The following is a 25,422-nucleotide window of genomic DNA, read 5'->3' as shown; positions in this document are numbered from 1 at the left end:
CGGTACATGAGCAACGACCAGAACAAGCATGACATGGGCCGCCTGCGGGCGACCCCCAACAGCATCCATCAAGTAAGGTAACAATCCATGGGTTTTAAATGCGGTATCGTGGGCCTGCCCAATGTAGGCAAATCCACCCTGTTCAACGCGCTGACCAAGGCCGGTATCGAAGCCGCCAACTTCCCGTTCTGCACCATCGAGCCGAACACAGGTGTGGTGCCGATGCCGGATCCCCGCCTCGATCAGCTGGCGGCCATCATCAATCCGCAGCGCGTTGTGCCGACCACCATGGAATTCGTCGACATCGCCGGTCTGGTTGCCGGTGCCTCCAAGGGTGAAGGTCTGGGTAACCAGTTCCTGGCCAACATCCGTGAAACCGAAGCGATCGGCCATGTAGTGCGCTGCTTCGACGACGAGAACATCATTCATGTTGCCGGCAAGGTCTCCCCTGCTGACGACATCGAAGTGATCAACACCGAGCTGGCCCTGTCGGACCTGGACGCCTGCGAGCGTGCCATTCACCGTCAGTCCAAACGCGCCAAAGGCGGCGACAAGGATGCCAAGCTGGAAGTCGAAACCCTGGAGAAGATCAAGGTCGCGCTGGAAAACGGTCAGATGATCCGCGGCATGAAGCTGGATAAAGAAGAGCTGGCCGCGGTGAGCCACCTCAACTTCCTGACCCTGAAACCCACCATGTATATCGCCAACGTGGCGGAAGATGGCTTCGAGAACAACCCCTATCTGGACAAGGTGCGTGAAATCGCCGCCGCCGAAAACGCAGTTGTCGTGGTCGTCTGCTGTGCTATTGAAGCCGACATTGCCGAACTGGACGACGAAGATCGCGCCGAGTTCATGGCTGACCTTGGCATCGAAGAACCGGGCCTGAACCGCGTTATCCGCTCCGGCTACCAGCTGCTCAACCTGCAGACCTACTTCACCGCCGGTGTGAAAGAGGTACGCGCCTGGACTATTCCGGTCGGTGCCACTGCCCCGCAAGCGGCAGGCAAGATCCACACTGACTTTGAAAAAGGCTTTATTCGCGCCCAAACCATCGCCTTTGAAGACTTTATCAACTACAAGGGTGAACAAGGCGCCAAGGAAGCGGGCAAGATGCGCGCTGAAGGGAAAGATTACATCGTCAAAGATGGCGATATCATGAATTTCCTGTTCAACGTCTAATCCCATGACAGGCCAGCATTTGCTGGCCTGTTTTTTATCTGCCATTGCCCGGGCAATAATGGCAATGTCTTAAAAAAAACCAGATTGTTGGGCTTTTGCGCAACAGAGACCAATAACTGGTCAAACGCACTCAAATTGCGTTTTTCTGGCAAAAAAAGGGTTGACGCCCCAGAGCCAGATACGCATAATTCGGCCCGCACGGTGACGAGGTAACGACTCACCGGAAGCAAGGTTGGCTATGTAGCTCAGTTGGTTAGAGCATCGCACTCATAATGCGGGGGTCACAGGTTCGAATCCCGTCATAGCCACCATTTCTAGTTGGGGTATCGCCAAGCGGTAAGGCAGCGGGTTTTGATCTCGCCATCCCTAGGTTCGAATCCTAGTACCCCAGCCATTTTTAAAAGTTCTTTGCCAGTCTCGCGACTGTTGAGGAACGCTGTTGGGGTATCGCCAAGCGGTAAGGCAGCGGGTTTTGATCTCGCCATCCCTAGGTTCGAATCCTAGTACCCCAGCCATTTTTGAAAGGTGTTTGATAGTTTCTGTCAGGCATCACTGTTGGGGTATCGCCAAGCGGTAAGGCAGCGGGTTTTGATCTCGCCATCCCTAGGTTCGAATCCTAGTACCCCAGCCATTTTTCTGTTCTCTTCCACATCAGTGGTTGATAACAAACGGCTATGTAGCTCAGTTGGTTAGAGCATCGCACTCATAATGCGGGGGTCACAGGTTCGAATCCCGTCATAGCCACCATTATTTCTGTTGGGGTATCGCCAAGCGGTAAGGCAGCGGGTTTTGATCTCGCCATCCCTAGGTTCGAATCCTAGTACCCCAGCCATTTTTCTGTTCTCTTCCACATCAGTGGTCGATAACAAACGGCTATGTAGCTCAGTTGGTTAGAGCATCGCACTCATAATGCGGGGGTCACAGGTTCGAATCCCGTCATAGCCACCATTAATATTGCGGAAGTGGCGAAATTGGTAGACGCACCAGATTTAGGTTCTGGCGCCCTAGGCGTGAGAGTTCGAGTCTCTCCTTCCGCACCATTAATAGCAGTACCAAACAGACCAGCTCACGCTGGTTTTTTTGTATCTGGAATTTGCCTCTCCCCAGTTTTTCTCTCGCACCTCTATTAACCCGGCTCCACGTTAATTCACGTTCACGTCCCTCTTCATTTATTCCGAGCACGCCTTGCTATTCTTGTCTCCCGGCCACAAAAAAGCGGCCCGCAGGCCGCTGGTGCACACATTCATCATCCCGGTTATCAGAACGGGAAGAACCAAGGGATCGCCACCACGCTCACCGCCATCACCAACAGGGTGAATGGCACTCCGATACGGATAAAATCGGCAAACTTGTAGTTGCCCGGCCCCAGCACCAGAGTATTGACCGGTGACGAGACCGGCGTCATAAAAGCGGCCGAGGCGGCGATGGCAATAGTCATGGCAAACGGATAGGGTGATACCCCCATCTGCTGGGCCGTGCCCAGCGCAATGGGCGCCATCAGCACTGCGGTGGCGGTGTTGGAGATAAAGAGCCCGATCACCGCGCAGAGGGCAAACAGGCTGGCCAGCATGACCCGCGGCCCCATCTCCCCTACCGCGTTGATCAGACCACCGACGATCAGATCCACCCCGCCGGTTTTTTGCAGCGCCAGCGCGAAGGGGAGCATGCCGACGATGAGGATCAGGGTCGGCCAGTGGATCGACTTGTAGGCACTATCCATATCGATGCAGCGAAACTTGCCCATCAGCAGACAGGCGATCAGCGCGGCAATCACGTTGGGCACCGGATCGGTCACCATCAGCAGGATCATCACTCCAAGACAGAAGAGGGCATGGATCGCCTGACTGCGGGCGGCGGCCATCTCGTCCACTTCAGCGGGCAACCCCATCAGCAGAAAGTCGCGGCTATGGGTCTGCAACTGTCTGATGTGGCTCCAGTTTCCTACCACCAGCAGTGTATCCCCCATCTGCAGCGGCTCGTCCACCAGCTTGCCTGCCAGCGCTTCACCGTCGCGGCGCAGCCCCACCACGCTTAGACCATAGCTGGAGCGGAAGGTCACCTCACGCACGCTTTTACCCAGCAGCTTGGACTCAGGGATCAGCGACACCTCGGCCATCCCCACCTCCCGCGCCTGATCGGAGAAATACTCCCCGCGCAGGATCATCGGCTCGAGCCGCGCCTCGCTGCAAAACGCCCGCACATCCACCTCGGGGTCTGACATGTCGATCAGCAGCACATCCTTGGCCTGGAACTCACTGATCCCCGACACCGGCACCATCACCCGGCGGAACTTGCGCCAGCGCTCCACCCCGATGACGTGGGCACCATAACGGGCGCGCAGTTGCAGCTCGTCCAGGGTGTGACCAATCAGCGGGGAGTCCGGCCGCAGCGCCAGACGACGGGCCCTACCGGCCAGTCGGTAGTCTCGGATCAGATCGCGCAGGGTGCGGCGCCCAGTCGGCTTGCCCTTGCCCTCTTCCCCCTCGCCCACCAGGGAGCCGCGCACCAGCAGCATGTAGAGGATGCCCAGCCCCAGGATCAGCACGCCCATGGGGGTGAAATCGAAGAAGCCGAAGCCGTGAATGCCGTGGCGCATCAGCTCGCTGTTGACCACCATGTTGGGGGGCGTGGCCACCAGCGTCATCATGCCGCTGATCAGCCCGGCAAAACCGAGGGGCATCATCAGGCGACCGGCCGGGATCCCCATCCGGTTCGCCACGCTCAGCACCACCGGGATAAAGATGGCCACCACTCCGGTGCTGCTCATCACAGCCCCCAGACTCGCCACCGCGACCATCAGCAACACCAGCAGCTTGGTCTCGCTGCTGCCCGCCACCTTCACCAACGCATCCCCCACCTGATAAGCGATACCGGTGCGCACCAACCCCTCCCCGACAACAAACAGGGCGGCTATCAGAATGACGTTGGGATCGCTAAAGCCCGCCAGTGCCTCCGGCAGGGTGAGGGTGCCGCTCAGCACAAACAAGATGACCACGCCCAGGGCGACCACGTCCATGCGCACCTTGTTGGTCATGAAGAGATAGATGGCGCCAGCCAGCAGACAGAGCACCCAGACAAGCTCGGAATTCAATGCAACCTCCTTTTATCACGTGATTCTCCTCCCGGAGAGTGGACTCTATCAGACCACAGCCACGGCGCTATCATCTTGCTACATATCAATAAAGTCCGGCCCGCCGGGGCCCCATAACCCATCACTGCTGGAATAACCGGGCAGCAGCGGCGATTTCTTTGATATGGGCCAAGCCCGGGGCGGACAAAAGTCCTGCCCCTCCTCCCCCTCACCCCTTAGAATGGCGCCCTCGCATACTAACCCTCATGCCCAAGGATCAGAAAATGAGCATATTCGAGCTGTTCAGCATCAATAACACGCTAGTGACCATACCGCTGGGTGGCGGCTATGCCATGTCATGGATTGAAGCCATCGGCACCCTGTTTGGTCTGGCCTGTATCTGGTTCGCCAGTCAGGAGAAAACCATCAACTACCTGTTTGGCCTGATCAACGTCAGCCTGTTTGCCATCATCTTCTTCCAGATCCAGCTCTACGGACTGTTGATGCTGCAGCTGTTCTTCTTCTGCGCCAACGTCTACGGCTGGTACGCCTGGACCCGCCCGGCCAACGATCAGGGGGATACCCTGCAGATCCGCTGGCTCAGCAAATCCAAACTGATGGTGACCGCCGCCGTGAGCGTGCTGGCCATCGCCCTGCTGACCCGCTACATCGACCCGGTCTTCGCCACTCTGGCGCGCACCTCGGTCTCCCTGCTCAACCTGTTGGGTGCCAACCTTGCCATCCCCGAGCCCTCCCCCGATGCCTTCCCCTTCTGGGATGCCAGCATGACGGTGCTCTCGGTGGTCGCCCAGATCCTGATGACCCGCAAATACGTGGAGAACTGGATCCTCTGGGTCGTCATCAACATCATCAGCATCGGTGTCTATGCCGCGCAGGGCGTCTACGCCATGTCGCTCGAATACCTGATCCTGCTGTTTATCGCCGCCAACGGCACTCGCCTCTGGGTGATTGCCGCCAAGCGCCAGCCACAAGGTCTGTAAAAACCATGACTCTGTTACCCCATCTTCAGTGCCGCCCCGAGCAGATTGCCGAGCGGGTGGTACTGTGCGGCGACCCGGCCCGGGTCGATCGCATCGCCAGCCAGCTTGAAGAGTGTGAGGTGCTGGGGCAAAACCGGGAGTTTCGCCTCATCAACGGATCCTATCAGGGGCAGCCCATCACGGTTTGCAGCACCGGCATTGGCGGCGCCTCGGCCATCATAGCGCTGGAGGAGCTGGTGCAAGCCGGCGCCCGCTCGCTGATCCGGGTCGGCTCCGCCGGTGCCCTGCAGCACGACATCGGCCTTGGCGACCTTATCGTGGTGGAAGGGGCGGTTCGCAATGAGGGGGCCTCACAGGCCTATCTGCCCGCCGAGTATCCCGCCTGCGCCGATATCTGGCTGCAGGCCGCCTTGCTCAACCATGTAGCGACCGGCAGCCAGCCTCATTGGCACGGGCTGGTACGCTCCCACGACAGCTTCTATCGAGATGATGAGCAGGAGGTGTGCCGCTACTGGCATGCCCGTGGCGTGCTCGGCGCTGACATGGAGACCGCAGCCCTGCTGACCGTGGGTCGCCTGCGCAAGGTGCGGGTTGCAGCCGTGCTCTGCAACGTAGTGCTGTTCGAGCAGGATGTGCAACAAGGGGTGGCGGATTACGCCAGCGCCGAACAGGCGATGATGGCCAGTGAGCAGCAAGCCATCGCGGCCGCCCTCCACGCTCTGGTGCAATAAAGCGCAAACCGTTAACTGCGGCACATCCGCTACCGTGCGGGCTGGTATCCGGCCCGCACTCTTGCTAGCCTCATGGCCCTCGTCATCCGGTGCGACAGGCAAGTCATGCAGCAACAGCCCTACCCCATCGGCCGCTTTCACGCCGAACTTGAGCAACTTGAACCCCGCTTTGCCGCGGCGATCGAGGCCTGCACCCTGTTTCTGCGCCGCTACCTGCCGGGCGAATTGATCATGCGGCAAGGGGAGCAGAGCGAGCTGCTCTATCTGGTCGAAAGTGGCCGGGTCTCCCTCAACAGCACAGTGCACTCGGGCCGCAGCTTCCAGCTCGGCGAAATAGCCTGCCACAGCCAGATCTTTGGCGAGATGGAGTTCTTCAGCGCCACCCCGGTGCAGTGGAACGTGGTGGCAGAGACCGAGCTGGATGCCCGGGTCATCTGTGCCGACAAGCTGGCCCAGCGGCTGCTGGCCGAACCCGAGCTGACCCTGTTCTTTGCCGCCGCGCTCGCCAGCGACTATCTCGATACCCTGGAGATCACCACCAGCCGGCTGCTCCATCCCATCGCCTACAACATCGCCTATGAGCTATGGCGAGAACGGCAGCGCACCCCGATGCTGGGATCGCGCAAGCGGGCCCACGAAGCGGCGCGCTTTGGCACCACAGAGCGGGTCTACCGCCGCGCCCTTAAGGAGCTGATCGAACAGGGGATTGTCTGCGAAGGGGCCGAGGGCCCCGCCATCGCCGATCTGGCCAGGCTACGCGCCTATCTCGACCTTTGAGTTCTATTCACCTAATTTCGATTCACCCTGTCAGGAGTTAACATGTCTGCCCATCCCTATCCCGAGTTCACCTTCTTCAGCCGCTTCGTCGCCGACATTCAGGCGGGCCGCAAGACCATCACCATCCGCGACGAGAGCGAGGCCAACTGGCAACCCGGCCAGCAGCTGGCGCTGTTTACCAACCCGGAGCACCAGCCCTTTGGCACCATTGAAGTGATCTCGGTTAAAGCCGTCGCCTTCGATGAGCTCAGCGACGAGCACGCCCGTCAGGAGAACATGACCCTTGCCGAGCTGAAAGATGTGATCCGCGATATCTACCCCGCCCTGCCGCCGCTCTATGTGATTGAATTCAAAATGATTGCCTGAGCCGGATTTGGCCTTTGCCGAGCGATGTGTTAATAGTGTCCTCTTTTGAATCATGGAGGTGACCCGAGTGTTTGAGATTGCGAGCCTGAGAGAAGGGATGATGCACGGGGTCGAGCTGTTCCAGCTGCTGCTGGAGATCATCTCCATCGCCTGTGTGGTGATAGGGCTTGGCAAGACCCTCTGGCTGGCGGCAAGAGTGCGGGATCACCAACCCGGCTTTCCCCGTATTCGCCTCTGTTTTGGCAGCTGGCTCATTCTGGCGCTGGAGTTCCAGCTCGCCGCCGATATCCTGGCCACCACGGTCGCGCCGAGCAAGGAGGAGCTGATCCGCCTCGCCATCATCGCGGTGATCCGCACCTTCCTGAACTACTTCCTCGGCAAGGAGCTGGAAGCACAAGCGGAGCGCCAACAAGAGAAGGCAGAACGCCAGCAGGAGCAGCGCAGCGAGCAGGCCAAGGCTGCTCAATAACCAGTATTCCTGCAGAGTATCAGCGCTAAGTACCGTGCCATCCCGACCATAGCCGTGGCCCGGGATGGCACCTTTGTGACCCTTCCCTCACTTTTGGCAATCAGCTAACTATGGAACCCTTTTCAAGGTTTCCCCTGCCCTGTTGACTGCCCGCCCATCTGGGTAAGATAGAAAATCTCTTCCCCCAACCGGCCAAGCTGATGAACCCGCAACCCCGCCATACGCCCGATATCGACCTCGATAGCTGTGTCATCTACCAGATCTACCCCATGAGTTTTCAGGACAGCGATGGCGACGGCATGGGCGATATCAACGGCATCCGTCAGCGCCTCGATTATCTGGCCACCCTCGGGGTCGATATGCTCTGGCTCACCCCCATCTATCGCTCCCCCAAGCGGGACAACGGCTATGACGTGGCGGACTACCGTGCCATCGACCCCGCCTTCGGCACCCTGACCGAGATGGAGCAGCTGATAGCCGAAGCGGCCGCCCACGGCATCGGCATCATGATGGATATCGTCGCCAACCACACCTCCACCGAGCACGAGTGGTTTATGAAGGCACTGGCCGGGGATCCCCGTTATCAGGGTTATTACGTATTCCGGGATCAAGCCTTTGTCGATGCTCACCCCATTACCTCGATTTTTGGCGGCAGCGGCTGGCAATATGTGCCATCGTTTGATCGCTACTATCTGCACAACTTCGATCCCAGTCAGGCCGATCTGGACTGGGACAACCCGGCGGTGCGCGCCGAGATGGCAGAGGTGATCAACTTCTGGCTGGGCAAAGGGATCAAGGGATTTCGCTTCGATGTGATCGATATGGTGAGCAAGGAGTGGGACCGGCTTGCCATGAGCAACGGCCCGCGCCTGCACGACTATATCCGCGAGCTCAATGCCGCGAGCTTCGGCGGCAAGGGGATCATCACTGTGGGGGAGACCTGGGGGGCCGATCTCGCCCATATGCAGAACTATTCGAACCACGATGGCAGCGAGTTCAGCATGGTGTTCAACTTCGAGCATCTGGGGCTCGGCAGTGACAAGTGGTCATCCCGCTTTGATCCCCTCGCCTTCAAGCGAGCCATGGCCCGCCACCAGCAAGGTCTGCACGGGCGTGGCTGGAACAGCCTGTTTCTCGGCAATCACGACCTGCCCCGCGCCGTCTCCCGCTTTGGCGATGACAGGCCAGAGTGGCGGGAAACCAGCGCCAGGCTGTGGGCCATGGTGCTGCACCTGATGCAGGGCACTCCCTTCATCTATCAGGGGGAGGAGCTGGCCATGACCAACCGTCACTGGCAGCCGAGCGAGCTGCGCGATGTGGAGGCCATCAACTATCGCGCCAGCCAGTCAGGGCTGGCTCCTGCCGAGCTGAGTCGGCGGCTCGATGCCATCGGCCGCGACAATGCCCGTACCCCGATGCAGTGGGACGCCGGCCCCCACGCCGGATTCAGCGCCACCACACCCTGGATTGCCCTCAATGCCAATCACATCGAGATTAATGCCGCCGAGCAGTTGGCCCGCCCCGACTCGCCGTTTCACTGCTATCGCCAGCTTATCGCCCTGCGCAAGGCCCACCCGGTCGTTCGCCACGGCAATTTCGAGCTGCTGGATGGGGATGATCCCGAGCGCATCAGCTATCGCCGCCACTGGCAGGATCCGGCAAGCGGAGATCGGCACACCCTGCTGCTGCTCGCCAATCTCACGGCGAACCCCTTGCCGATGCCCCACTTCGACAAGGTGACAGACAAGATGCGGTTGCTGCTGGCCAATTACCCAAGCGAACCGCTGCCACTCTTCGCCCCTTATCAGTGCGCCATCTGGCTGCGAGTGGATCAGGATTAACCCAGTGCTGACGGGTCATAGCAATGGCCCGTCAATCGCCATCCGTCGGGTACCAGCAGAAAATCATGCCCCCACGCGGCGGGATTAAATTAACCACTATTACTGACTTATTAATTGATTATTTATCCCGTTTGATACGCTCTCATTGCCCCTCTTACTATGCCAGCGACCTATCCATTGCCGATGCAACTATCGGCCTTCAAACTGGCATAGCAAAGTGGAAAACAGATGATCACCACAGACGGGAATAACGCAGTCGCCTCGGTGGCGTACCGCACCAGCGAAGTCATCGCCATCTACCCCATCACCCCCAGCTCGGCCATGGCTGAACAGTCGTCGGCCTGGTCGAGCGAGCGGGGCAAGAACCTCTGGGGGGATGTCCCCCGGGTTGTCGAGATGCAGTCGGAAGGTGGCGCCATTGCCGCCGTCCACGGCGCCCTGCAGACCGGCGCGCTGGCGACCTCGTTTACCTCGTCGCAGGGGTTGCTGCTGATGATCCCCAACCTCTACAAGCTGGCGGGTCAGCTCATTCCCTTCGTACTGCATGTGGCGGCGCGTACCGTGGCGACCCACGCGCTATCGATCTTTGGCGATCACTCGGACGTGATGGCGGTGCGCCAGACCGGCTGCGCCATGCTCTGTGCCAGCAATGTGCAGGAGGCGCAGGACTTTGCCCTGATTTCTCAAGTGGCCAGCCTCAACAGCCGTCTCCCCTTTATCCACTTCTTCGACGGCTTTCGGACCTCTCACGAGATCGCCAAGATAGCACCGCTCGCTGACGACACCCTGCGTGCCCTGCTGCCCGCAGATGCCATCCGAGCCCATCGTGACCGGGCGCTCACCCCCGACAAACCGGTCATTCGCGGCACTGCCGCCAACCCGGACACCTACTTCCAGTGCCGGGAGGCGAGCAACCCCTGGTATGACGCTGCCTATGGTCATGTGAGCGAGGCGATGCAGGCTTTTGGCAAGCAGACCGGCCGCCACTACCGGCCGTTTGAATATGTCGGCCACCCGCAGGCGGAGCGGATTGTGGTGCTGATGGGCTCGGCCATCGGCACCTGTGAAGAGGTGATCGAGCGCCTGCTGGCCCAAGGGGAGAAGGTAGGTCTGGTGAAGGTGAGGCTGTTCCGTCCCTTCTCGGCCGGGCACCTGTTAGCCGCGATTCCCGAGAGTGCCCGCTCCATCGCCGTGCTGGATCGCACCAAGGAGCCGGGCGCACAGGCCGAGCCCCTCTATCTCGACGTGATGACGGCGCTGGCCGAAGCGGTCAGCCGGGGCGAGCGGGCAAGCCTGCCGCGAGTGATTGGGGGTCGCTACGGCCTCTCCTCCAAAGAGTTCGGCCCCGCCTGCGCGCTGGCGGTGTTTGCCGAACTGGCGCAAGAGAACCCGCGCCCGCGCTTTACCGTCGGCATCTTCGATGACATCACAGGTCTCTCACTACCGCTGCCAGCGCTCAATTCGCAAAGCCCCATCCACAGCCAGCAACACAAGCTGGAAGCGCTCTTCTACGGCCTTGGCAGCGACGGCACCGTCTCGGCGGCCAAGAACAGCATCAAGATCCTCGGCAACCACACCAACCTCTATCCGCAGGGCTATTTCGTCTACGACTCCAAGAAGGCGGGCGGCCTCACCGTCTCTCACCTGCGGGTGGGCGAGCGGCCGCTCCAATCGGCCTATCTGGTGGAAGAGGCGGACTTTATCGGCTGCCATCAGTGGCAGTTTGTCGACAAGTACCGGATGGCGGAGCGTTTGAAGGCGGGCGGCATCTTCCTGCTTAACACCCCCTACAGCGAAGCGGATATCTGGCAGCGCCTCCCCAGCGAGGTGCAGCATGCCCTGCGCGAGAAAGAGGCGCGCTTCTACATCATCAACGCCGCCAAAATTGCCCGCGACTGCCAGCTCGGCAACCGCATCAATACCGTGATGCAGATGGCCTTCTTCCAGCTCAGCGCCATCATTCCCCCCGCAGAGGCGACCAGCCTGCTGAAGCAGGCCATCGCCACCAGCTATGGCAGCAAGGGGCAGACACTGGTCGAGCGCAACTGGATGGCACTGGAGGCAACCTGCGCCGCCCTGACCCGGGTGCAACTTGGCGAGCTGGATCCCGCCAGCCGCCCCCGCCCACCGGTGGTTTCGGCCAAGGCCCCCGACTTTGTCCAGACCGTCACCGCCGCCATGCTGGCGGGGCTGGGGGATAACCTACCGGTCTCCGCCTTCCCGCCGGATGGCACCTGGCCGGTCGGCACCACCCGCTGGGAAAAGCGCAATATCGCCAAGGAGATCCCCATCTGGGAGGCGGAGCTCTGCACCCAGTGCAACTACTGTGTCGCCGCCTGTCCCCACTCGGCCATTCGCGCCAAGGTGGTAGAACCCGATGCGCTGGCCGCTGCCCCCGCAACTCTCGATGCGCTGGATGTGAAATCTCGTGACATGCGCGGCCAGCAGTACGTGCTGCAGGTGGCGCCGGAGGATTGCACCGGCTGCAATCTCTGCGTCGAGGTATGCCCGGCCAAGGATCGCAGCAACCCGGATCGCAAGGCGATCAATATGGCTTCACGCCTCGAACACCTCGACGAGCAGAAGGCCAACTACGACTTCTTCCTCGACCTGCCAGAGCGCAGCGCCGAGCAGCTGGAGCGCATCGACATCCGCACCTCCCAGCTCATCTCGCCGCTGTTTGAATACTCGGGCGCCTGCTCCGGCTGTGGCGAGACCCCCTATATCAAGCTGCTGACCCAGCTCTATGGCGATCGGCTGCTGATTGCCAACGCCACCGGCTGCTCGTCCATTTATGGCGGTAACCTGCCTACCACCCCCTACACCACCAACGCCGACGGGCGCGGGCCGGCATGGGCCAACTCGCTGTTTGAAGACAACGCCGAGTTCGGACTGGGCTTCCGTCTTACCGTCGATCAGCACAGGGAGCGGGTGCGCCGTCTGCTGGCGAGCCTGGGCGACACCATACCGGCAGCGCTGCGCGAGGCGCTCGGCGATGCCAACCAGCCAGTTTCCGAACAGCGGGCCCATATCCAGCAGTTGCGAGCGCTGCTGCAGGAGAGCCAGATCCCGGCAGCCCAAGAGCTGGCCCGCGATGCGGACTATCTGGTGGAAAAGTCGGTCTGGCTCATCGGTGGCGATGGCTGGGCCTACGACATCGGCTTTGGCGGACTCGACCATGTGTTGAGTCTGGGGGAGAACATCAATGTGCTGGTGCTCGACACCCAGTGCTACTCCAACACCGGTGGCCAGCAGTCGAAGGCAACCCCACTCGGTGCCATCACCAAGTTTGGCGAGCAGGGCAAACGCAAGGCGCGCAAGGATCTCGGGGCCAGCGTGATGATGTATGGCCACGTCTATGTGGCGCAGATCTCCCTCGGCGCCCAGATGAACCAGACGGTAAAAGCGATTCAGGAGGCGGAAGCCTATCCGGGCCCCTCGCTCATCATCGCCTACAGCCCATGCGAGGAGCATGGCTACGACATGGCCGAGAGCCACGAGCAGATGAAGCAGCTTACCGCCACCGGCTTCTGGCCGCTCTACCGCTTCGATCCGCGCCGCGCTGACGAGGGCAAACTGCCGCTGGCGCTCGACTCGCGGGCACCCAATGCCTCGCTGGCCGAGACCTTGCGCCATGAGCCCCGCTTCCAGCGGCTGGAACGCCAGCTGCCGGAGGTAGCCAGCCAGCTCTATGAAGAGGCGGAGCAGGAGGCCAATCGCCGCTTCGCCTGGCTGAGCCAGCTGGCAGGCAAGGAGAGTCCGGCGCAGGAGTAACTCGCGCATGGCTTGATGGCAACAGCCACTCTATTCGCCAAATAACAATCAGGGCTCCCCGCGGGGGAGCCCTTATGCTAGCTATGGTGAGCCAATGTCGGCGCAGGCCAAATCAGGCGCTGATGGAGGCCAGCTCATGGCGCTTCAACGCCAGCAGGGTGATGAGCAGCGCCAGCGTGGCGATCAGTGCCATACCGATATAGGTCGCGCTGAAACCCGCGGCCAGCAGATCGGGGGCGAGCCGGCTCAGATCGCCATCGCTGCCGGCTGGCAGGCGCAAGTGAAACAGCATGGAGCAGATAGCCACGCCGACGGCACCGCCAAGCTCCCGCCCGAAGTTGAACAGCGACATGCCGATGCCGCGATCCTGCCGCGGCAGGGCATTCTGCACCACCACGGAGAGGGCGGGCAGCACCAGACCGAGACCGATACCGGCAAACCCGAGCGCCAGCCTGACCCTGGCATCGAAGTGGATCTGCCACAGAGCCACTGCCGCGAGGCCAAAGCCCACCGCGACAAAGCTCTTGTAGTGACCGGTACGGCCAATCAGCTTGCCGCCGACAAAGGCGCCGGCAGTGATGCAAATCATGAAGATAACCATGATGGCGCCGCTCTCGCTGGCGCTCATCCCCTTCTGCCACTGCATCTGCAACGGCAGATAGACCAGCACGGCAAACATCAGCAGCTGGGAGAGCATCACCAGCAGCACGCTCACCAGATAGCCGGGCAACCGGGCCAGATGGGCAGGCAGAATTGGGTCGTGGGCGCGCCGCTCAATCAGAATCAGCAGCAGCAACGCGACGCCCAGCGCTGCCGAGAGCCAGAGTGCGGGCAGCGCCGCCTCCGGCGAGAGCAGCAACAGGGTGAGCGTAGTGACAGTAATCAGCAGACCCGCCCCCTTCCAGTCGAAGCGACTGTGGCGACGGACGTTGAGCTGCTTGAGGTTGCGGTTGATGAGAAAGACCGCCAGCGCCCCGAGCGGCAGGTTGATCCAGAAGATCCAGCGCCAGCTGAGCTGCTCGGTGAAATAGCCGCCGAGCAAGGGGCCAGCGATGCTGGAGACCGCATAGACCGCCGAGATGTAGCCCTGATACTTGCCCACCTCACGCGGCGGTATGGTGTCGGCAATCACGGTAAACGCGAGGGCAATCAGGCCGCCGCCCCCCAGCCCTTGCAGCACCCGCGCTGCCAGCAAAGTCGGCAGATCCTGGGAGAGCGCGCAGGCCACCGAGCCCGCCAGAAACAGGCCGATGCCGATATTGAGCATCCGCACCCGACCAAAGAGATCGCTCAGCTTGCCATAGAGGGGCAGCACGGCGGTGGCGGCCAGCAGGTAGGCGGTGACCACCCAGGTGAGGGCGGCCCCAGCGTGCAGCTCGGCGCCAATCATGGGCAGCGGGGTGGTAACTATGCTCTTTTCCAGTGAACCGAGCGCGATCACCAGCGCCACACTGGAGAAGATGGTTTTGGGGGATATTTTCGAGGTCATAAGCGGACTCGCAGATCTGATATGCCAAAGTATCCGGCAATGAACGGATTATTGTCTCACAAATCAGCAAGAGATAGAAAAAACGGCGGTCGCAATCTGCCCAACCATGAGGCCGATCCCACAAACTACCGACCGTTTCTGCTAGCCTGCTCTATTTGATTCGAGGAGCCCCCATGAGCGAGCGTGAGCAGTACGGGTTTGATCACTACGATGCCCTGATTTTCGATATGGATGGCACTTTGGTAGATTCCATGCCCCTTCATCTGGATGCCTGGGAGCTCACCTGCGCCGAATTCGGCATCCCCTTCGAGCGGGAACAGCTCTATCAGTACGGCGGCATTCCCACCCGCAAGATCATCGCCATGCTGGCCGAGCAGCAGGGGCTGACGGTGGATGTCGAGGCTTTTACCCGTCGCAAGATTGCCCTCTATATGGAACATATCGACAAGGTCAGCGTCTTTCCCAAGATGTGGGAGCTGGTCAGGCACTATCACGGCAAGGTCAAGATGGGGATTGGCACCGGCTCACCGCGCAATCAGGCGGACTCCATCCTCAAAAGCACCGGGCTCAATGCCTATATCTCGGTGGTGGTGAGCGCCGATGATGTCACCAACCACAAGCCGCATCCCGACACCTTCTTGCAGGTGGCCGAACTGCTCGGCGCCAATCCGGCCAACTGTCTGGTGTTTGAAGATACCCGGATCGGGCTTGAGGCAGGCAAGGCGGCAGGAATGGATACCGTGCTGGTTATCGAAGGTGACCTGCACCAGCGCTAAACGGCTCATGGGCAAGCAGGCAAACCGATAGGATGGTGCCATGACAGTGGCACCATTTTTTATTCATTTGAGCATGGCGGCAGCGTCAGTGCCCGGACAGAGTTGCAATCACCCCCGGAATGCTGGTAACCGTCAGACAAAGGGCGTTGGCCTGCGCCTCATCCTGTAGTGCCTGATGAGTGCGAAGCAGCTCAAGGGCTTCGGCCGGAGTATCTGCAAAGGTGGGGGCGGCGATGGCGGCAAATCCCTGTTCGACCAGTTGACGACGCTCATCGCTATAGCTGGGTGCATTGGCATCTAGATAGGTAAGCGCCTGACCCTGCTTGAAAAAGTGATAGTTAGGCATCGATTGGCCCCGCAAAAATAAAGCGCCATTCTACTCCTTTTTGCTCCACCGCCAGCGTCAATCCGTGTCGTCTCAAGTGATCTAGTTCACATTTTTATCAACAAATCTTCACCTATTAGGCGCCGTCCAAATCCCCTCTTCACGCGGCGTCAGACAACACCCGATACCGTCACTCGGCGCCAAACAAAACGCCTCCACAAAGGAGGCGTTGTGACTGAAACAGGGTAGCTCCCGTTACATGGCATTCGTCGATTCGAAGATCTTGTCGGCCGAGGCCTCGACAAAGCCCGGATAGAGCACGCCATCGGCCTGCGGATAGCGCAGGGCAAACTCGTAGAAGCAGCTCGGGATGGTACGTACCCCATCGCTGAACGGCACCTCGGCTTTGTCAGCCATGGTGGAGGATTGCTCCAGCATGACCTGCGGATCCCCCTTCACCTCGCCACCCACACTGTTGAGGACAAAACCCGCCGCCTTGAGCGCCGCATTGACCTGATGGATGGTGTCGAAGTCCTTCAACTTGTTGATATTGACCGTGAAGTGGTTGGCACGATAACCCCATGCTGCCATCCATGCCGCGTACTCGCTCTCCGCCAGCAGGGTCTGGTAATCGGCATAGGAGACCTGCCAGGGGGCGCCGGTGTAGAGAAATGCTGGGGTATCGGTCAGATGATCGGGCACCTGATCGGCAAGCTTGTGGATGATGGCCTGCGCCGCCGGGGAGAGCTCTTCCACCTTCAGCTCGCTGATAAACACCTTGGGAGCATCCGGATCCTGATGCTCGAAGTGCTTGGCGTAGAGCTTCTTGGCCTTGAAAACGTACTCGCCCTTCTGCTCGTAACCGAGCGCCAGGAAGTGGGCGGCCAGCTTCTCCAGCCCCAGCTTGGGCAGGTTGTAGGTACGAAACGCCACGTGATCGTTGACGATGGGCTCGCCGCCACCCAGCAGGGTGTGCACCTTGAGGGCGCTCGGGGTCACCTTGATGTAGTTGTCCCACAGATGGCTGAACAGGGTGTCGATATCCTTTTGCATCTCTCTTTCCTTTGATTGCGGGTACAGATGGGGGCATCGCTGGATGCCCCGTGTCGTTATTGGAAGCGCAGGCCGGGCGACAGTTGATCCGGCATAGCGGCTTTGCTGTCTTCGACAGAGGCAACCGGATACGCACAATAGTCAGCAGCGTAGTAGGCGCTCGCTCTGTGGTTGCCGGAAGCACCGATACCACCAAACGGCGCGGCACTGGATGCACCGGTAATGGGCTTGTTCCAGTTGACGATGCCGGCGCGGATCCGCTTGAAGAAGTGATTCCAGTCCGCCTCCTTGTCACCCAGCAGACCGGCCGAGAGACCGTAGCGGGTGGCGTTGCCCTGATCGATGGCAGCATCGAAATCATCGTAACGAATGAGTTGCAGCAGCGGGCCGAAGTACTCTTCGTCCGGCAGCGCGCTCACTGAGGTCACGTCGATAATGCCCGGGGAGACAAAGCCTGTGCCCGCTTCCAGGTGCTTGAGGGTAAGCAGGCTCTCGCCACCGAGGCGCTGCAGGTTGGCTTGCGCCTCGACCATGCCAATCACAGCCTTCTCGCTTATCATCGAGCCCATGAACGGCTGCTCGACTGCGTCATAGAGGCCGACCTTGATCTGGCTAACCACCTCGACCAGTCGATTGACCAGGGCATCGCCCCGCTCGCCGCGCTCGACAAACAGGCGGCGGGAGCAGGTGCAGCGCTGACCGGAAGTGATGAACGCCGACTGGACGATGGCATGCACAGCGCCGTCGATGTCGCTCACGTCTTTCACGATCAGCGGGTTGTTGCCGCCCATCTCGAGCGCCAGAATTTTGCCCGGCTGACCGGCAAACTGCTGATGAAGGAAATGGCCGGTGCGGGAGGAGCCGGTAAAGAATAGGCCGTCGATATCGGGGTTGCCCGCCAGCGCCTTGCCAGTCTCGACCTCACCTTGCACCAGATTGAGCACTCCCTTGGGCAATCCGGCCTCCTGCCACACCTTGACCATGGCTTCGGCCACCATGGGGGTCAGCTCGGAGGGTTTGAATACCACGGCGTTACCCGCAATCAGCGCCGGGACTATATGGCCGTTGGGCAGATGACCCGGGAAGTTGTAAGGGCCGAACACCGCCACCACACCGTGAGGCTTGTGACGGACAAACGCCTTGGCGCCCGGCATAGCATTTTCAACGGTGCCGGTGCGCTCATCGTGGGCACGAATGGAGATGGCAATCTTGCCCTGCATGGCAGCCACTTCGGTGCGGGTCTCCCACAGCGGTTTGCCTGTTTCGCGGGCGATAGTCAGGGCCAGTGCCTCTTTCTGCTCGCCAAGCAGGTCGGCATAACGACGCACTATGGCCAGACGATCCTCAAGGCTCATGTCCGCCCAGTGGTAGAAGGCGGCACGGGCGGCCTTAACGGCGGCATCCACTTGCGCCGCGCTGGCGGCAGCCCCCTGCCAGATCACCTCGTTTTTGGCCGGATCGGTTGACTCGAACGGCTTGCCTTCACCGGCAAGCCACTGACCGTCGATAAATTGCACTAACTGGCTCATCCATTCACTCCCTGTCGCTGGCAGGCAGCCTCGGCTGCCTGTCTGATAATCGGTTTGCTTGTCCTGTTTGCCTCAGTCGAGGTCAACCACCCGCACCATGTCGCCATCCTGCACCTTGAGTGCCGCCGCCATCTTGGGCGGGATGATGGCTTCGTGCTTGTCGAGATCGACCCGGATATTGCCGTAGCAGGCGCGGTAATGTTCGAAACGGCTGTTGCAGATAAGGTGGGTCTTGCCACCAATGGGCTCGCCCACCAGCACCCGCAGCTTCTTGCTGCGGCGCACGCTGCGAATATTCTTCACGTCGCACTCGACGGTGGGGCCCGCATCGAAAATATCGACGTAACCACGGTTCACGAAGCCCTCGTCCTGCAGCATCTTGATGGCCGGGCGGGTCTTCTCGTGGGTCTGGCCGATAACGGCCCGCGCCTCTTTGCTCAGCAAATTGACGTAGATGGGGTACTTGGGCATCAATTCGGCGATAAAGCGCTTCTTGCCGATGCCGGTCAGATAGTCGACGGTGGGAAAATCCATCGAGAAGAAATGGGTTTGCAGCCACTCGTAGAAGGGGCTGTGACCGTTGGCATCGGAGACGCCGCGCATCTCGGCGAAGACGGTCTCGTCAAACAGCTCGGGGTGCTCGGCCATAAACAGAAAGCGGTGCTTGGAGAGCAGGCGGCCGTTGAGCCCCTCGCGGGCACATTCGCGCAAGAACAGGGTGCAGAGCTCGGAGTTGCCGGTGTAGTCGTTGGAGAGGGTCAGGGTTTCAACGACGTTGTAGATGCCAAGCTTGGGAGAAGAGTGCACCACCTTGCCGATGTGGTAGTTGTAAAACGGCTGGGAGAGGCCAACCGCAGCATCGATGGCACAGGTGCCGACCATCTCGCCGGTCTCCAGATCCTCGGCCACGAAGAAGTAGAGGCAGTCCCCCTTACCGGCGGGCTTGTCGGAAAAAGTCTGGGTAGAGGCGTCAATCTTGCGCTGCAGCAGCTCATCGTTGACGGGCAACGAGGTCATGCCGGTGCCGGACTCGATGGCGCAGGTTGAGCCCGGCAAAATCTTTTTGCTCGATGGGACGGATAACCAACATAAATGACAACTCCCTTTCATTGACGACAGGTGGGGTCCCGGCTCCTGCCGGGAGAGCTCCCCACCTCAATTTGGAATCAGGCGTTAACCACCTGGGCAACCGCCTTCTCGAAGCGGGCCAACCCTTCCTTGATGTCCGCTTCCGGGATCACCAGTGAAGGGGCAAAACGAACCACGTTGGTACCAGCCACCAGTGCCATCAGCCCCTGATCGATGGAGGCCAGCAGGAAGTCGCGGGAGCGCCCCTTGTAGGCATCGCTCAGGGCCGCGCCCAGCAGCAGACCCTTGCCGCGGATCTCGCTAAAGCAGTGGTATTTGGCGTTGATTGCTTCAAGGCCATCGCGGAACAGCTGTTCGCGCTGCTCGATGCCAGCCAGCACCTCCGGGGTATTGATCACGTCGATCACCGCCTCAGCGACCGCACAGGCAAGCGGGTTGCCGCCGTAGGTAGAGCCGTGAGTGCCCACTTTCAGGTAAGAGGCGATTTCGTCGGTGGTCAGCATGGCGCCGATGGGGAAACCGCCACCCAGCGCCTTGGCGCTGGTGAGGATGTCCGGCGTGACGCCCAGACCCATATAGGCATAGAGATCACCGGTCCGGCCGACGCCGGACTGCACTTCGTCATACACCAGCAGGGCATTGTGTTTGTCACACAGCTCGCGTACCCCTTTGGCAAACTCGTCGGTAGGACGAATGATGCCCCCCTCCCCTTGCAGCGGCTCCATCACCACGGCGCAGGTGTTGTCGGAGATCACCTCGGCCAGCGCCGCCAGATCGTTGTAGGGAACATGGGTAATGTCACCGGGCTTGGGACCGAAGCCATCGGAGTAGGCTGCCTGGCCACCGACGCTCACGGTAAAGAAGGTACGACCGTGGAAGCCCTGATTGAAGGCGATGATCTGGGTCTTCTGCTCGCCAAACTTCTCGATGGCATAGCGGCGTGCCAGCTTGAGGGCAGCCTCGTTTGCTTCGGCGCCGGAGTTGCAGAAGTAGACCTTGTCGGCGAAGGTGGCGGCGACCAGCTTCCTGGCCAGACGCAGGGCTGGCTCGTTGGTCATGACGTTGGAGAGGTGCCACAGCTTCTCGCTCTGGGTTTTCAGGGCCTCGACCAGCTTGGGATGACAGTGACCCAAACCGTTGACGGCGATGCCACCGGCGAAGTCGACATACTCGCGCCCTTCCTGATCCCAGACACGTGACCCTTCACCACGCACCGGGATGATCTTGGCGGGCGCATAGTTGGGAACCATCACTTCATCAAACACTTCACGTGTCACTGCCAACAACTCTGACATATAGCTCTCCTTCGATTCGGCGACAGAATAATCCACCGCCCAAAAGTTAAATCCGTGTAAACGTGACGGGATTATCACAGAAATAAAGTAAAAAGTCTGTAACAAGACGGCCTATAAGGAACAATGTTCGATTGCTCTTGAGATTTTAGGCAACCGCATTGCATAACGACTCAGGGGGGCTTGGCAAGAGATAATTTGGGCAGGAGAGGGGGTGAATAAAGTGTCAGGGAAATTTTTTTTGCCTTCTCTCGAACTTGAGAAGGCGATCACAACTTTTTATGAACGCGCCAGAAAGTTGGCCAGCAACTGATGGCCCTGCTCGCTCAAAATGCTCTCCGGATGGAACTGAACACCCTCGACAGGGAGCCTCTTGTGGCGCAGCCCCATGATCTCGTCAAACGAGCCATCGGCATGCTCGCTCCAGGCGGTGATGTCGAAGCAGTCGGGCAGCGTGTCACGCTCCACCACCAGCGAGTGGTAACGGGTCACCCGCAGCGGGTTATTGAGCCCCTTGAACACCCCCTCATTGCGATGGCGGATAAGCGAGGTTTTGCCGTGCATTACCTGACGGGCACGCACTACGCGGGCGCCGAAGGCCTGCGCCAGCGACTGATGACCGAGACAGACGCCGAGAATGGGCAGCTTGCCAGCGAAGTGGCTGATGGCATCGAGAGAGATCCCCGCCTCATTGGGCGTACAGGGACCGGGAGAGATCACCAGAAAACGGGGGGAGAGCTGCGCTATGGCATCAAGCGTCAGTTCATCATTGCGCTTGACCACAACCTCTTGTCCCAGGGCGCCGAAATATTGCACCAGGTTCCAGGTAAAAGAGTCGTAGTTATCGATCAACAACAGCATGAGATAACCAACAGCAGAGAATTAACGATCGAGATAACGACCCTGTTCCATTTCCCGTTCACGCTGACACTCGGCCAGATAGATGGCGGCAGCAACGGCAGGGGTTTTATGGTGCTTGTCGATGGCATTGGAGACCATCAACTGCAGGGTATTGAGGTTTTTCGCCTTGCGAAATTTACGTAGCCAGTGACCTTTGTCACTCAGCTCTTCAGCAGAAATAGTTGGTTGAACAGGCATGCTTTCTCTTGGGGATATTACCCAGGTTGAAATAAAGAAATTAAACAAAATAGCCGGGCAGAAAATAAAGAAAGCCAGGCAAATACCCAGCTCTCTTCTACTACACCTTCCCAGTATGTCAGGCTCGAGGAACGAAGCCGACTACATCATATACGCTGGTCAGGGTTTTTTCAGCTCTTTCGCGCGCCTTTTGTGCGCCTTCTGCCAGAATCGCGATCAGATGGGCCTCATCCTGACGCAACTCGTGGAAACGGGCCTGGATCGGTTCCAGCAGCGCAACCACGGCTTCGGCGGTTTCGGTCTTGAGGTGACCGTACATCTTGCCTTCGAAGTGCTGTTCCAGCTCGGGGATAGAGCGGCCGGTCACACCGGACATCAGGGTCAGCAGGTTGGAGACACCCGGTTTGTTTTCCGGATCGAAACGCACCACCGCCGGCTCGTCGGAGTCGGTCACCGCACGCTTGATCTTCTTGACGATCTGCTTGGGATCTTCCAGCAGGCCGATGAAGTTGGCCTCGTTGTCATCCGACTTGGACATCTTCTTGGTCGGATCCTGCAGGCTCATCACCCGCGCCCCTTCGGTTGGAATGAAGGGCTCCGGCATGGTGAACACTTCACCATACAGGTTGTTGAAGCGGGTGCAGATATCGCGGGTCAGCTCGAGATGCTGCTTCTGGTCGTTGCCGACCGGCACCTGATTGGCCTGATAGAGCAGGATATCGGCTGCCATCAGCACCGGATAACCGAACAGGCCGACGTTGACATTGTTCTCGAAACGGGCGGACTTGTCCTTGAACTGGGTCATGCGCGACAGCTCACCCATCTGGGTGTAGCAGTTGAGGATCCAGCCCAGCTCAGCGTGCTGCGGCACGTGAGACTGGATGAAGACGGTGCTCTTCTTGGGATCGATACCGACCGCCAGATAGAGGGCGGCCGCGTCCAGACAAGCCTTGCGCAGGGCAGCCGGGTCCTGACGAGTGGTAATGGCGTGTAGATCGACGATGCAGTAGAGGCAGTCGAACTCATCCTGCATGTTGACCCACTGACGCAGGGCCCCCATGTAGTTGCCGATGGTCAGTTGACCGGAGGGTTGCGCCCCGCTCAATACGATTGGTTTAGTCATGAGAGTGTTAATCCTTGTTATTCAGCCAGCCCAGTTGCGCTATTAGACCAAAAGTGCATCGAGCTGGGCAAACTGCTCGAATACCCAGTCTGGATGGGAGTCGGCGATGGGACGGCCATAGTTGTAGCCGTATGTAAGGCCCACCACCTTCATGCCAGCCGCCTTGGCCGCCAGCACGTCATTTTCTGAGTCGCCCACCATTAGAGTGCGAGCCGGACTCACCCCTAACTCCTGGCAAGCGTGCAGCAAGGGCCCCGGGCTCGGCTTCTTGACCGGCACGCAGTTGCCGCCAAGCCAGAGTTCGAAACAATCGCTGATGCCAAGGGCATCGAGGATAGGGGCCACGAAGTCGCTCGGCTTGTTGGTGACGATTGCCTGCTTGTAGCCCAGGCTTTGCAAGCGACGCAGACTCTGGGCCACCCCGTCATACATCGCCAGCCCTTGCAGCAGGCAGGCGTTGTAGTGCTGGAAAAAAATCGGTCTGGCCTTGGCAAACAGCTCGGGATCGGCCTCGCGATAGGCGAGCGCCCGCTGGATCAGCTTGTCGGCACCATTGCCGACCCAGGTACGGATAACCGCTTCATCAGCTTGCTCCAGACCCAGATCGGTCAGCGTCAGATTGACCGCCAGCGCCAACTGGGCGGCGCTGTCAATCAGGGTGCCGTCCAGATCGAACAGCACCAAATCAAATGCGCGCTCAGCGTGTGACATGAGCCAGCTCCGCACGCATCTTGTCGATCACCGCTTTATAGTCAGGCTGGCTGAAAATGGCAGAGCCGGCGACAAACATGTCGGCGCCCGCTTCGGCGATCTCGCGAATGTTGTCGACCTTCACCCCTCCATCGATCTCGAGACGGATATCGCGACCGCTCTCGTCGATCAGACGACGCACCTGACGCAGCTTGTCGAGAGTGCCCGGGATAAAGCTCTGGCCACCGAAGCCCGGGTTGACCGACATCAGCAGGATCACGTCCAGCTTGTCCATCACATACTCGAGGCAGGAGAGCGAGGTAGCAGGATTCAGAACCAGACCCGCCTGGCAGCCCATCTCCTTGATGAGGCCCAAAGAGCGATCAACGTGATCGGACGCTTCCGGATGGAAGGTGATGAGGGAAGCACCGGCCTTGGCAAAATCGGGAATGATGCGATCCACCGGCTTGACCATCAGGTGCACGTCGATGGGGGCCTCGATACCGTAGTCACGCAGCGCCTGACAGACCATGGGGCCAATGGTCAGGTTGGGGACATAGTGGTTGTCCATCACGTCGAAGTGAACCACGTCGGCACCGGCAGCCAGTACCTTGGCTACATCGTCACCCAGACGGGCAAAATCGGCAGAGAGGATCGAGGGGGCAATCAGAAAGTCTTTCATCAGCATCATCCATTGGCAGCCAGGGAGAAAAAGCGGCGCAATTTTAACGTAAAAGGCGGGCGAAAACGACTCGAATGCGGGGTAAATGGGGCAATCGCCTCCCCTCCCCCAACCACCCGGGTTTTGCGGCATCGGCACGGGCCCAGGCGCGCCCATAAAAAAACGGCGCCCTTGGGCGCCGCATGGTCTGTTACGCCAGTGGCAACAGTTCACTGTCGCTGGGATAGTAGCCCTGCTCCGGTTCGATTCCGGGCGGATAGAGCGCCAACAACTCGGCCACCTTGTTGCGGGTGCCGCCGTTGCGGCTGATGGTGCGCTTGACCAGGATCTCGTCGAGGCGGGCACCGCGATAAAGCTCACGAGTCAGCTCGATATCGTGGTTGCTGATCAGCACCGGCACCCCTTTGTGAGCGGCTGTGTGGCGGGCCAGTCGCGCCAGGACCGCCTGATCATCCAGGGTAAACCCACCGGAGGCATAGGTGGTGAAGCTCGCCGTAGTGGAGAGCGGCGCGTAGGGTGGATCACAATAGATAACCCAATCCTCTTCGGCACGCTTGATGGCATCGGCGTAGCTCTCGCAGATAAAGGTCGCCTTCTGCGCCTTTTCGGCAAAGGCCCACAGCTCTTTTTCCGGGAAATAGGGCTTCTTGTAGGAACCGAACGGCACGTTGAAGCCGCCCTTCTTGTTGTAGCGGCACAGTCCGTTGAAACCGTGACGGTTGAGAAACAGAAACAAGAGAGCCCGCTCGAAGGTGGTCTCGGTCTGATTGAACTGGGTACGCAGCCGGTAATAGGCCGCCTTGTTGTTATGCTCTGCCACAAACAGCTTGCGCGCCTCGGCAATGAAACTGTCCGGCGTCAGCTTGAGATGGTTGTACAGGCAGATCAGATCCGGATTGATGTCGTTGAGCACATACGCGTCGTAGTCGGTGTTGAGAAACACAGACCCGGCCCCGACGAAGGGCTCCAGCAACACACGCCCGGCCGGCAGGCGCTCGGCGATCTCTTCAACCAGGGAGTATTTTCCCCCGGCCCATTTTAAAAAAGCGCGTGTTTTTTTCATGGAAA

At 59.8% G+C, this 25,422-nt stretch carries 21 protein-coding genes, 8 tRNA genes and 1 pseudogene; 17 read left to right on the top strand and 13 right to left on the bottom strand.

The window, feature by feature from the left end:
• Positions 1 to 87: 87 nt before the first annotated feature.
• The 9 genes from ychF to ACTG27_RS00430 all read left to right on the top strand — a co-directional run bounded on the left by ychF (position 88) and on the right by ACTG27_RS00430 (position 2,219).
• Positions 88 to 1,179 (top strand): redox-regulated ATPase YchF, encoded by a 1,092-nt coding sequence (gene ychF / locus ACTG27_RS00470; protein ID WP_005334961.1) that lies wholly within the window; start codon positions 88 to 90, stop codon positions 1,177 to 1,179.
• A gap of 234 nt (positions 1,180 to 1,413) precedes the next feature.
• A tRNA-Met gene (locus ACTG27_RS00465) sits at positions 1,414 to 1,490 on the top strand.
• Between the two features lie 8 nt (positions 1,491 to 1,498).
• Positions 1,499 to 1,573, top strand: a tRNA-Gln gene (locus ACTG27_RS00460).
• A gap of 46 nt (positions 1,574 to 1,619) precedes the next feature.
• Positions 1,620 to 1,694, top strand: a tRNA-Gln gene (locus ACTG27_RS00455).
• 41 nt (positions 1,695 to 1,735) lie between these two features.
• A tRNA-Gln gene (locus ACTG27_RS00450) sits at positions 1,736 to 1,810 on the top strand.
• Positions 1,811 to 1,849: 39 nt separating this feature from the next.
• Positions 1,850 to 1,926, top strand: a tRNA-Met gene (locus ACTG27_RS00445).
• A 10-nt stretch (positions 1,927 to 1,936) separates the two neighbouring features.
• Positions 1,937 to 2,011: transfer RNA gene (locus ACTG27_RS00440), tRNA-Gln, on the top strand.
• Positions 2,012 to 2,050: 39 nt separating this feature from the next.
• A tRNA-Met gene (locus ACTG27_RS00435) sits at positions 2,051 to 2,127 on the top strand.
• 8 nt (positions 2,128 to 2,135) lie between these two features.
• Positions 2,136 to 2,219: transfer RNA gene (locus ACTG27_RS00430), tRNA-Leu, on the top strand.
• Between the two features lie 218 nt (positions 2,220 to 2,437).
• Here the strand turns inward: ACTG27_RS00430 and ACTG27_RS00425 are convergent.
• A complete protein-coding gene (locus tag ACTG27_RS00425; RefSeq protein ID WP_439978885.1) occupies positions 2,438 to 4,270 on the bottom strand; it encodes an SLC13 family permease in 1,833 nt (610 codons plus the stop codon).
• A gap of 263 nt (positions 4,271 to 4,533) precedes the next feature.
• Here ACTG27_RS00425 and pnuC point away from each other — a divergent pair, with 263 nt between their 5' ends.
• The 7 genes from pnuC (at position 4,534) to nifJ (ending at position 13,208) form a co-directional block, all read left to right on the top strand.
• Positions 4,534 to 5,250, top strand: coding sequence for a nicotinamide riboside transporter PnuC (gene pnuC, locus ACTG27_RS00420; RefSeq protein ID WP_123172548.1), 717 nt, complete (start codon positions 4,534 to 4,536; stop codon positions 5,248 to 5,250).
• 5 nt (positions 5,251 to 5,255) lie between these two features.
• Positions 5,256 to 5,981, top strand: a complete 726-nt coding sequence (locus tag ACTG27_RS00415; protein WP_439978884.1) for a nucleoside phosphorylase — start codon at positions 5,256 to 5,258, stop codon at positions 5,979 to 5,981.
• Between the two features lie 105 nt (positions 5,982 to 6,086).
• The gene (locus ACTG27_RS00410; RefSeq protein ID WP_439978883.1) at positions 6,087 to 6,758 is read left to right on the top strand and encodes a Crp/Fnr family transcriptional regulator; all 672 of its coding nucleotides are present in this window, start codon (positions 6,087 to 6,089) and stop codon (positions 6,756 to 6,758) included.
• A gap of 42 nt (positions 6,759 to 6,800) precedes the next feature.
• Positions 6,801 to 7,124 (top strand): N(4)-acetylcytidine aminohydrolase, encoded by a 324-nt coding sequence (yqfB, locus tag ACTG27_RS00405; protein ID WP_439978882.1) that lies wholly within the window; start codon positions 6,801 to 6,803, stop codon positions 7,122 to 7,124.
• 67 nt (positions 7,125 to 7,191) lie between these two features.
• Entirely contained in the window at positions 7,192 to 7,593 is a 402-nt protein-coding gene (locus ACTG27_RS00400) for a DUF1622 domain-containing protein (RefSeq protein WP_204482795.1), read from the top strand.
• Positions 7,594 to 7,793: 200 nt separating this feature from the next.
• On the top strand, positions 7,794 to 9,434 hold the full coding sequence (locus ACTG27_RS00395) for an alpha-glucosidase (protein WP_439978880.1): 1,641 nt from the start codon (positions 7,794 to 7,796) through the stop codon (positions 9,432 to 9,434).
• Positions 9,435 to 9,662: 228 nt separating this feature from the next.
• Positions 9,663 to 13,208 (top strand): pyruvate:ferredoxin (flavodoxin) oxidoreductase, encoded by a 3,546-nt coding sequence (gene nifJ / locus ACTG27_RS00390; RefSeq protein WP_439978878.1) that lies wholly within the window; start codon positions 9,663 to 9,665, stop codon positions 13,206 to 13,208.
• Positions 13,209 to 13,320: 112 nt separating this feature from the next.
• Here nifJ and ACTG27_RS00385 read toward each other — a convergent pair whose 3' ends face one another.
• On the bottom strand, positions 13,321 to 14,697 hold the full coding sequence (locus ACTG27_RS00385) for an MDR family MFS transporter (RefSeq protein ID WP_439978876.1): 1,377 nt from the start codon (positions 14,695 to 14,697) through the stop codon (positions 13,321 to 13,323).
• 173 nt (positions 14,698 to 14,870) lie between these two features.
• Here ACTG27_RS00385 and ACTG27_RS00380 point away from each other — a divergent pair, with 173 nt between their 5' ends.
• Positions 14,871 to 15,473, top strand: coding sequence for an HAD family hydrolase (locus ACTG27_RS00380; RefSeq protein WP_421286746.1), 603 nt, complete (start codon positions 14,871 to 14,873; stop codon positions 15,471 to 15,473).
• An 85-nt stretch (positions 15,474 to 15,558) separates the two neighbouring features.
• Here the strand turns inward: ACTG27_RS00380 and ACTG27_RS00375 are convergent, their stop codons facing one another.
• From ACTG27_RS00375 to ACTG27_RS00325, 11 genes and pseudogenes are all read right to left on the bottom strand, one after another.
• Positions 15,559 to 15,819, bottom strand: a complete 261-nt coding sequence (locus tag ACTG27_RS00375; RefSeq protein WP_106842795.1) for a hypothetical protein — start codon at positions 15,817 to 15,819, stop codon at positions 15,559 to 15,561.
• Positions 15,820 to 16,053: 234 nt separating this feature from the next.
• On the bottom strand, positions 16,054 to 16,851 hold the full coding sequence (locus ACTG27_RS00370; RefSeq protein WP_021229798.1) for a DUF1338 domain-containing protein: 798 nt from the start codon (positions 16,849 to 16,851) through the stop codon (positions 16,054 to 16,056).
• A gap of 56 nt (positions 16,852 to 16,907) precedes the next feature.
• Positions 16,908 to 18,380: a succinylglutamate-semialdehyde dehydrogenase gene (astD, locus tag ACTG27_RS00365; RefSeq protein ID WP_439978874.1), complete on the bottom strand. Its 1,473-nt coding sequence runs from the start codon at positions 18,378 to 18,380 to the stop codon at positions 16,908 to 16,910.
• Between the two features lie 72 nt (positions 18,381 to 18,452).
• Positions 18,453 to 19,470, bottom strand: a pseudogene (gene astA, locus ACTG27_RS00360) (arginine N-succinyltransferase).
• Positions 19,471 to 19,546: 76 nt separating this feature from the next.
• Positions 19,547 to 20,764, bottom strand: coding sequence for an aspartate aminotransferase family protein (locus ACTG27_RS00355; RefSeq protein ID WP_439978873.1), 1,218 nt, complete (start codon positions 20,762 to 20,764; stop codon positions 19,547 to 19,549).
• Positions 20,765 to 21,040: 276 nt separating this feature from the next.
• A complete protein-coding gene (locus tag ACTG27_RS00350; RefSeq protein ID WP_236396661.1) occupies positions 21,041 to 21,622 on the bottom strand; it encodes an aminodeoxychorismate synthase component II in 582 nt (193 codons plus the stop codon).
• A gap of 21 nt (positions 21,623 to 21,643) precedes the next feature.
• The gene (locus ACTG27_RS00345) at positions 21,644 to 21,859 is read right to left on the bottom strand and encodes a hypothetical protein (protein ID WP_005334997.1); all 216 of its coding nucleotides are present in this window, start codon (positions 21,857 to 21,859) and stop codon (positions 21,644 to 21,646) included.
• Between the two features lie 118 nt (positions 21,860 to 21,977).
• The gene (gene trpS, locus ACTG27_RS00340; RefSeq protein WP_005362251.1) at positions 21,978 to 22,982 is read right to left on the bottom strand and encodes a tryptophan--tRNA ligase; all 1,005 of its coding nucleotides are present in this window, start codon (positions 22,980 to 22,982) and stop codon (positions 21,978 to 21,980) included.
• A 42-nt stretch (positions 22,983 to 23,024) separates the two neighbouring features.
• Positions 23,025 to 23,693, bottom strand: a complete 669-nt coding sequence (locus tag ACTG27_RS00335; RefSeq protein ID WP_421336296.1) for a phosphoglycolate phosphatase — start codon at positions 23,691 to 23,693, stop codon at positions 23,025 to 23,027.
• Positions 23,680 to 24,354 (bottom strand): ribulose-phosphate 3-epimerase, encoded by a 675-nt coding sequence (gene rpe / locus ACTG27_RS00330; RefSeq protein ID WP_005335006.1) that lies wholly within the window; start codon positions 24,352 to 24,354, stop codon positions 23,680 to 23,682. Before rpe ends, ACTG27_RS00335 begins: the two co-directional genes overlap by 14 nt.
• Positions 24,355 to 24,544: 190 nt before the next feature.
• Positions 24,545 to 25,417, bottom strand: coding sequence for a Dam family site-specific DNA-(adenine-N6)-methyltransferase (locus ACTG27_RS00325; protein WP_439978872.1), 873 nt, complete (start codon positions 25,415 to 25,417; stop codon positions 24,545 to 24,547).
• Between the last annotated feature and the right edge of the window lie 5 nt (positions 25,418 to 25,422).

The sequence above is a fragment of the Aeromonas sp. 97A genome, from assembly GCF_051919185.1.
Taxonomy (GTDB): Bacteria; Pseudomonadota; Gammaproteobacteria; order Enterobacterales; family Aeromonadaceae; genus Aeromonas; species Aeromonas veronii.
The sequence above is the reverse complement of the archived record's forward strand: the minus strand, read 5'-3'. Positions and strand labels throughout refer to the sequence as shown.